The sequence below is a fragment of the Bifidobacterium sp. UMB1197 genome, from assembly GCF_030217745.1.
GTDB lineage: Bacteria > Actinomycetota > Actinomycetes > Actinomycetales > Bifidobacteriaceae > Bifidobacterium > Bifidobacterium vaginale_B.
Genome location: NZ_JASOOL010000016.1, coordinates 1 through 5,403, shown reverse-complemented (window position 1 = coordinate 5,403; position 5,403 = coordinate 1). Strand labels below are relative to the sequence as shown.

General features: G+C 54.0%; 2 rRNA genes. Both read right to left on the bottom strand.

Annotation, left to right across the window (positions count from 1 at the left end):
• Positions 1-141: 141 nt before the first annotated feature.
• A 23S ribosomal RNA gene (locus QP420_RS06370) occupies positions 142-3,200 on the bottom strand.
• 373 nt (positions 3,201-3,573) lie between these two features.
• Positions 3,574-5,100 (bottom strand): 16S ribosomal RNA (locus tag QP420_RS06365).
• The 16S and 23S rRNA genes sit together here, the layout of an rRNA operon.
• Between the last annotated feature and the right edge of the window lie 303 nt (positions 5,101-5,403).

Sequence of the window (5,403 nt, the reverse complement as noted above, 5' to 3'; positions counted from 1 at the left end):
CGAGTGGCAAATTGGCGGTTTGGGAACCGGACATGAACGCGAGCAGCAAGAAGAACAATTATCAAAATCAACAACATGACCATAATATGACCGTTTAACACTCCATACTATCTAAGAGAATTAAACGATAAGCAATAACAAGTAGTATCACAATCGCCCATTAGTACTGGTCAGCTCCACCCCTTACAGGGCTTCCACATCCAGCCTATCAACCACGTGTTCTACATGGGGGCTCACACACAAAAGTGCAAGGAATGCTAATCTTGGAGCAGGCTTCCCGCTTAGATGCTTTCAGCGGTTATCCCTTCCAAACGTAGCTAACCGGCGGCGCCACTGGCGTGACGACCGGCATACCAGAGGTTCGTCCACCCAGGTCCTCTCGTACTATGGGCAGGTCTCCTCAACATTCCAACGAGCGCAGAGGATAGAGACCAAACTGTCTCACGACGTTCTGAACCCAGCTCGCGTGCCGCTTTAATCGGCGAACAGCCGAACCCTTGGGACCTGCTCCAGCCCCAGGATGCGACGAGCCGACATCGAGGTGCCAAACCATCCCGTCGATATGGACTCTTGGGAATGATCAGCCTGTTATCCCCGGGGTACCTTTTATCCGTTGAGCGATGCCACGTCCGTACGCCGGCACCGGATCACTATCTCCGACTTTCGTCCCTGCTCGACCCGTCAGTCTCACAGTCAAGCCCGCTTGTGCGATTACACTCAACACCCGATTGCCAACCGGGCTGAGCGGACCATTGAGCGCCTCCGTTACTCTTTAGGAGGCAACCGCCCCAGTTAAACTACCCGCCAGGCACTGTCCCTAACACGGATAACGTGTCGAGGTTAGACGCCAGATATGGAAAGAGCGGTATTTCACTTGTTGACTCCACGCAAGCTAGCGCCCACGCTTCACAGCCTCCCGCCTATGCTACACGATCCACACCTAACGACAATACCAAGGTATAGTAAAGGTCCCGGGGTCTTTTCGTCCTTCTGCGCTTAACGAGCATCTTTACTCGTACTGCAATTTCGCCGGGCTCCTGGCCGAGACAGTGGGGAAGTCGTTACGCCATTCGTGCAGGTCGGAACTTACCCGACAAGGAATTTCGCTACCTTAGGATGGTTATAGTTACCACCGCCGTTTACCGGGGCTTAAATTCACCGCTTCACCGAAGCTAACGGATCCTCTTAACCTTCCGGCACCGGGCAGGCGTCAGAGCGTATACAGCGGCTTACGCCTTCGCACGCTCCTGTGTTTTTGGTAAACAGTCGCTACCCCCTAGCTTGTGCCACCCCCAACAGCTCCGCATGTAAAAAACATCACCATCAGGGGTCTCCCTTATGCCGAAGGCACGGGAGTAATTTGCCGAGTTCCTTGGCCAGGATTCGCCCGATCGCTTCGGTATACTCTACCAGACCACCAGTGTCGGTTTAGGGTACGAGCGGAATCACACCTCACGTTGAAGCTTTTCTTGGCAAGCAGGATCACCGGAATCAGCCATACGGCCTACCCATCACGCCTCAGCTTAAACATCCCCCGGATTTACCTAGGAGACAGCCCACACGCTTAGCCACGGAAAACCACCTCCGCAGCCGGCTACCTACCCGCGTCACTCCCACGCTAACCTACTACCGATACAGTCCCAAAACCAAACCAGCTGAAAACCCCGAAAGGCAATCAACCAGAATAATCAAGGTTAGTACTCTCAGATTCAGTTCGAACGGTGTAACACCGGTACGGGAATATCAACCCGTTCATCCATTCGACTACGCCTGTCGGCCTCGCCTTAGGACTCGACTCACCCGGGGACGACGAACGTGGCCCCGGAACCCTTAGTCATTCAGCGGACAGGATTCACACCTGTCTCTCGCTACTCATGTCTGCATTCTCACTCCCGTAAAGTCCACGACACGTTCACACGGCCGCTTCACCCCTTACAGGACGCTCTCCTACCCCACGTGAAAAAATCACGCAGCCGCGTCTTCGGTGGCGTGCTTAAGCCCCGCTACATTGTCGGCGCGGAACCACTAGACCAGTGAGCTGTTACGCACTCTTTCAAGGATGGCTGCTTCTGAGCCAACCTCCTGGCTGTCTATGCGACTCCACATCCTTTCCCACTTAGCACGCGCTTCGGGACCTTAGACGACGATCAGGGCTGTTTCCCTTTTGACGACGGAGCTTATCCCCCGCCGACTCACTGCCATGATAAACCTAACAGGTATTCGGAGTTTGGCTGCTATTAGTACCCGGTATGGGCCCGCAAGCATCCAGTAGCTCTACCCCCTGTAAGCAATAACATGACGCTGCACCTAAATGCATTTCGGAGAGAACCAGCTATCACGGAATTTGATTGGCCTTTCACCCCTAACCCCAAGTCATCCCCCCAGTTTTCAACCTAGGTGGGTTCGGTCCTCCACACGGTCTTACCCGCGCTTCAACCTGCTCAGGGCTAGATCATCCCGCTTCGGGTCCAGGACATGCGACTAAAACGCCTTTTAAAACTCGCTTTCGCTACGGCTCCCCCACCCGGGTTAGCCTCGCCACATACCACTGACTCGCAGACTCATTTTTCGATAGGCACGCCGTCACCCCACAAGAAGGCTCCGACGGATTGTAAGCGCACGGTTTCAGGAACTATTTCACTCCCCTCCCGGGGTGCTTTTCACCTTTCCCTCACGGTACTAGTACACTATCGGTCAGACAGGAATACTTAGGCTTACCCAACGGTCTGGGCAGATTCACGCGGGATTCCACGAGGCCCGCGCTACTTGGGAATAAACATAAAGAGACATCGCACGACCTGCTACGGGGCCATCACCCTCTACGGCTGGGAATTCAATCCCATTCACATAACACGACGTTTTATCACTCTTCTCAACCCCGTCAGAGGCTGAACAGTCAATCCCACGACCCCGAATACGCAACACCTGACGGTTATCACACGTACTCGGTTTAGCCTGATCCGCTTTCGCTCGCCACTACTCACGGAGTATCCTTTCCTGCAGGTACTGAGATGTTTCACTTCCCTGCGTACCCCCCACAAAACTGTGGTGACCACCCATAACAGTGGCCGGGTCTCCCCATTCGGAAATCCTCGGATCAAAGCCCACTCGGCAGCTCCCCGAGGCATATCGCAGCCCGTCACGTCCTTCATCGGTCCTGTCTACCAAGGCATCCACCATACGCCCTTACCAGTGATACACCAGTAAAAAGCCTATCGCTTAACTCTCTAGACAATAAATCATCACACTAAACGATCACAAAACGATCAAGCGACTCCACCAAAATGGAGCCGGTTGAAATTGATAAAAGTAAAAACAAGCAAAACCAAAAATAGTCTCACTATTCTTACTCGCGTCCACTATCCAGTTCTCAAACCACCAAACACCAAGAACACAAGCCAAAAACAATAAAGCCTCAACCTGTAATCCAAGGGCTAGGACCGCAACCCCAACAAAAGGGGGGTGGCAATCCGGGAACCCAAAAGCATGCCCAACACACTCACACAAAACGTTAACTATTGTTTTCCACACCAGTAACCACACTCAATCCGAGCGTGCACAAAAACTCCGTAGAAAGGAGGTGATCCAGCCGCACCTTCCGGTACGGCTACCTTGTTACGACTTAGTCCCAATCACGAGCCTCACCTTAGACGGCTCCATCCCAAAAGGGTTAGGCCACCGGCTTCGGGTGCTGCCCACTTTCATGACTTGACGGGCGGTGTGTACAAGGCCCGGGAACGCATTCACCGCGACGTTGCTGATTCGCGATTACTAGCGACTCCGCCTTCACATAGTCGAGTTGCAGACTACGATCCGAACTGAGACCGGTTTTAAGGGATCCGCTCCATGTCACCATGTCGCATCCCGTTGTACCGGCCATTGTAGCATGCGTGAAGCCCTGGACGTAAGGGGCATGATGATCTGACGTCATCCCCACCTTCCTCCGAGTTAACCCCGGCGGTCCCCCGTGAGTTCCCGGCATAACCCGCTGGCAACACAGGGCGAGGGTTGCGCTCGTTGCGGGACTTAACCCAACATCTCACGACACGAGCTGACGACGACCATGCACCACCTGTGAACCTGCCCCGAAGGGAAACCACATCTCTGCAGTCGTCAGGCACATGTCAAGCCCAGGTAAGGTTCTTCGCGTTGCATCGAATTAATCCGCATGCTCCGCCGCTTGTGCGGGCCCCCGTCAATTTCTTTGAGTTTTAGCCTTGCGGCCGTACTCCCCAGGCGGGACGCTTAACGCGTTAGCTCCGACACAGAACCCGTGGAATGGGCCCCACATCCAGCGTCCACCGTTTACGGCGTGGACTACCAGGGTATCTAATCCTGTTCGCTCCCCACGCTTTCGCTTCTCAGCGTCAGTAACAGCCCAGAGACCTGCCTTCGCCATTGGTGTTCTTCCCGATATCTACACATTCCACCGTTACACCGGGAATTCCAGTCTCCCCTACTGCACTCTAGCCCGCCCGTACCCGGCGCAAACCCACCGTTAAGCGATGGGCTTTCACACCAGACGCGACGAACCGCCTACAAGCTCTTTACGCCCAATAATTCCGGATAACGCTTGCGCCCTACGTATTACCGCGGCTGCTGGCACGTAGTTAGCCGGCGCTTATTCGAAAGGTACACTCACCCGAAAGCTTGCTCCCAATCAAAAGCGGTTTACAACCCGAAGGCCTTCATCCCGCACGCGGCGTCGCTGCGTCAGGGTTTCCCCCATTGCGCAATATTCCCCACTGCTGCCTCCCGTAGGAGTCTGGGCCGTATCTCAGTCCCAATGTGGCCGTCCGCCCTCTCAGGCCGGCTACCCGTCGAAGCCTAGGTGGGCCATTACCCCGCCTACAAGCTGATAGGACGCGACCCCATCCCATGCCACTAAACACTTTCCCAACAAGACATGCGTCAAGTTGGAGCATCCAGCATTACCACCCGTTTCCAAGAGCTATTCTGGAGCATGGGGCAGGTTGGTCACGCATTACTCACCCGTTCGCCACTCTCACCAACCAGCAAGCTGGTCGGATCCCGTTCGACTTGCATGTGTTAAGCACGCCGCCAGCGTTCATCCTGAGCCAGAATCGAACCCTCCACGAAAAACTTCAATGAAGAGCCAACATAAGGCTCCAATATAAAAGAAAAAGACGAGACATTCTTTAAGGAAAGAACATCCCAACAAAAAACCTCACCATCATTTAACCATCTCTCAGGCACCCCACAATCTGTGAGGCTGACAATGAACTGGCAATAATTAACTAATAAGTAGTACAGACACGCTCTTGAGTTCTCAAACCACCACCACACCAGCCGGCTCATCAACCTCAACCGAGGAGAACCAGCCGCGCTGAGCAGCAAGAGATAAACTTACACCAAACCAGACTCAAAAGCAAATCACCCCCA